Source organism: Microcystis sp. M53603_WE2 (assembly GCF_030065435.1).
In genome coordinates this window covers 1-2,625 of record NZ_JASJFF010000676.1, presented here as the reverse complement: position 1 = coordinate 2,625, position 2,625 = coordinate 1, and the positions used below count along the sequence as shown (strand labels likewise).

General features: G+C 45.0%; 2 protein-coding genes. One reads left to right on the top strand and one right to left on the bottom strand.

Going from position 1 to position 2,625, the window contains the following annotated elements; translation table 11 throughout:
- The first annotated feature begins 322 nt into the window (after positions 1-322).
- The gene (locus PX481_RS14640) at positions 323-2,173 is read left to right on the top strand and encodes a polysaccharide deacetylase family protein (protein WP_288094827.1); all 1,851 of its coding nucleotides are present in this window, start codon (positions 323-325) and stop codon (positions 2,171-2,173) included.
- A 35-nt stretch (positions 2,174-2,208) separates the two neighbouring features.
- Here PX481_RS14640 and PX481_RS14635 read toward each other — a convergent pair whose 3' ends face one another.
- Positions 2,209-2,598, bottom strand: a complete 390-nt coding sequence (locus PX481_RS14635) for a hypothetical protein (protein ID WP_008200532.1) — start codon at positions 2,596-2,598, stop codon at positions 2,209-2,211.
- Positions 2,599-2,625 lie beyond the last annotated feature (27 nt).

Genomic DNA, 2,625 nt, shown 5'->3' with positions numbered 1-2,625 from the left:
GGGAGTATCAATAAAGGCAGTCTATTGACAACTGCTCACTGATTACCACTGTCCACTGAAAACTCAAATCTGCTCACTGCTCACTGCTCACTGCTCACTGATAACTGATAACTGATAACTGATAACTGATAACTGATGAGGGTGTTCTAGAAAACTTGACAAGGGAACGGATTATAGGGAAACTCAGCTTGTAATCAGTGGGCTTTGCTGACGAGAAAACAAAAGCCAAAAATCTAGATAAAAAGCAGTTTTTTTCGGTAAATCAGGGACTATCTGCTTTTTTACTTTTTCTTTTTTACTTTTTACTTTATTACTTAATCCTATGCGTTGGCAAGCTCGGCAAAAATCTTCGTTTCCCTTGTTTCCCCTATACGGATTTTTGGCATTTATCGTCACTTGTCTGATTATTTGGGCAATTTCTCTCTATCCTCGTTCTAATGCTCTGGTGGGGGGTGATTCTCTCCCCGCACCTTTTAGGGAGTTTCAACCGGAATGCGCGGATTATGTCCTAGAAAATAGTTCTTTTAAGGATATATCGAGAGTTTTTGACTGTAAAACCTATAAAAACCTCTCTGATCGCGTGATTCTCCCCCTATCTCTCCAAAAAAACGATATTAGTCTCGATAATTGGCAAAATAACTCGGCAACAGCGATCGAATTAGCACCCTGGCCGGAAATTCATCCCCGCGCTCAAGAGACAAAAGTGCCGATTTTAATGTATCACGACATTTTACCAAAAAAAGAGGTATTTTTTGACGTTACTCCCGCCGAATTAGAGGCACATTTTCAATTTTTGCAGGAAATCGGGGCAACTCCCATCAGTATCGATTGGTTAATTTCCCATCTGCGGACAGGGATCCCCCTTCCCGCTAAACCGGTTTTATTGACTTTTGATGATGGTTATGGGGGACATTACCAGTATGTCTATCCTTTATTGAGAAAATATAACTATCCTGCTGTTTTCTCGATTTATATCAATAAAATGGCTCAAAAAACTGGCAGAACCAGTGTCACTTGGCAACAACTCCGGGAAATGGCCGCCGATCCTCTAGTACAAATTGTCTCCCATAGTGTTAGTCATCCCCGGGATTTAAGATTATTGTCCGATGCAGATTTGGAGCAGGAAGTCAAGCAATCGAAACAAATCTTAGAAAAAGAATTGGGCATTACCGTTAATTATTTCACCTATCCGGAAGGGAAGGCGGATGATCGAGTGAAGGAATTCGTCAAAAAAGCGGGTTATCGGGCGGCTTTATCGATGAATGACCTCGATGAGCATTTTGCTGGCCAATCCCCCGATTTACTCACTATTGGACGCTTTGGGCAATCGCGCACGCGAGAAGTTGTACCGCAAGCTTGGGGGGGTGATCCCTTACCCCGTACCGATGGCGGTTTTAACTTTGCCACCACCATCCAAAAACGGGAAGTGGAATTTCCAACTAATACACTTGTATTAATTAGTGGCGGCATTCCCAAAACCATCCACGCTGATAGTCGTTATCAAGTGGAGGAAATTATCGCCGGCACAGAAGCGATCGCGGCTGTAGATGGCGGTTTTTTCTCCCTCAAGGAATTGGACTCAAATCAGATGATCGGGCCGGTTTTAAGCGAAAATGGCGGCTTTATCCCGGGATATGAAGGGGAAATCGGCAAGTTAGAGGGTCGTCCTTTAGTAATCATTACTGAGCGATGGGTGCGTTATCTTCCTTTTGATCCTGCCCGTCATAATACCCTAGAAGGAATCGCAGCGGAGGCTGGAGATGATCTCAAGGTGACGGATGCTTTTGTCGCGGCCGCTTGGTTAGTCAAAGATGGACAACCACAATCCCGAGAATCCTTTGGTACACTTTACGGTTTTGATGCCCTGCGTCACCGGGCTTTTTGGGGGATTAATCAGGCAGGACAGCCAGTAATCGGGGTTTCCAGAGAGCCGATCGATTCGATGGCTTTGGGAGAATTATTAGTACAGGCAGGTTTTCGGGACGCGGTGATGTTGGATTCAGGAGCAAGCACCTCCCTCGCTTATCAAGGCCAGTCGCAAGTGCATTATACTCCCCGTCCCGTTCCCCACGTTGTCGCTTTATTTCCCCCCACAGAAACCTATATTGTTCCCATTAGTCATGTGGGGATTCCCTGCGTAATTTTCGCCGATTCCTGTCCTGCGGGGAGTTAGGGGACAAAAACTTGTTAACCAGAAAACGGCTGAAGCTATGTATCTAAGAAAGCTCTCAGGGCAATTTTGTACTTGTTTTTCAGCCGTCGAGAAACTAGACCACCTTGCTGAATCTGTGCGAGAATTGTGGCTGAACAGGAGCCTTTTGGAATCGGACTACCCGCAGTGATTAAACTGGCTAATTCCGTGGCATCCATCTCCCGGGCAAATTGATAGGCAATCACGGATTCACAGACGATAAAATTCGGGACACCAAGGCCGGGCAAAAGCACACAAGTAGCTTCCGAACTGCTTCTTCGAGTTGTAACATTGACAAATAAATATCTATTTTCAGAAGTCTTTGCGATCGCAATATAGAGATGTTGCTTATTAGGGGGTGTATCGATTAAAAAGGCATCCCCCAGCTTGACTACCAGACTAGCCATGTAAAGCTCCATCTAAATAGGCTTCTC

Coding starts and splice junctions, on each gene's coding strand:
- PX481_RS14640 (WP_288094827.1), top strand. CDS start 323: ATGCGTTGGCAAGCTCGGCAAAAATCTTCGTTTCCCTTGTTTCCCCTA.
- PX481_RS14635 (WP_008200532.1), bottom strand. CDS start 2,598: ATGGCTAGTCTGGTAGTCAAGCTGGGGGATGCCTTTTTAATCGATACA.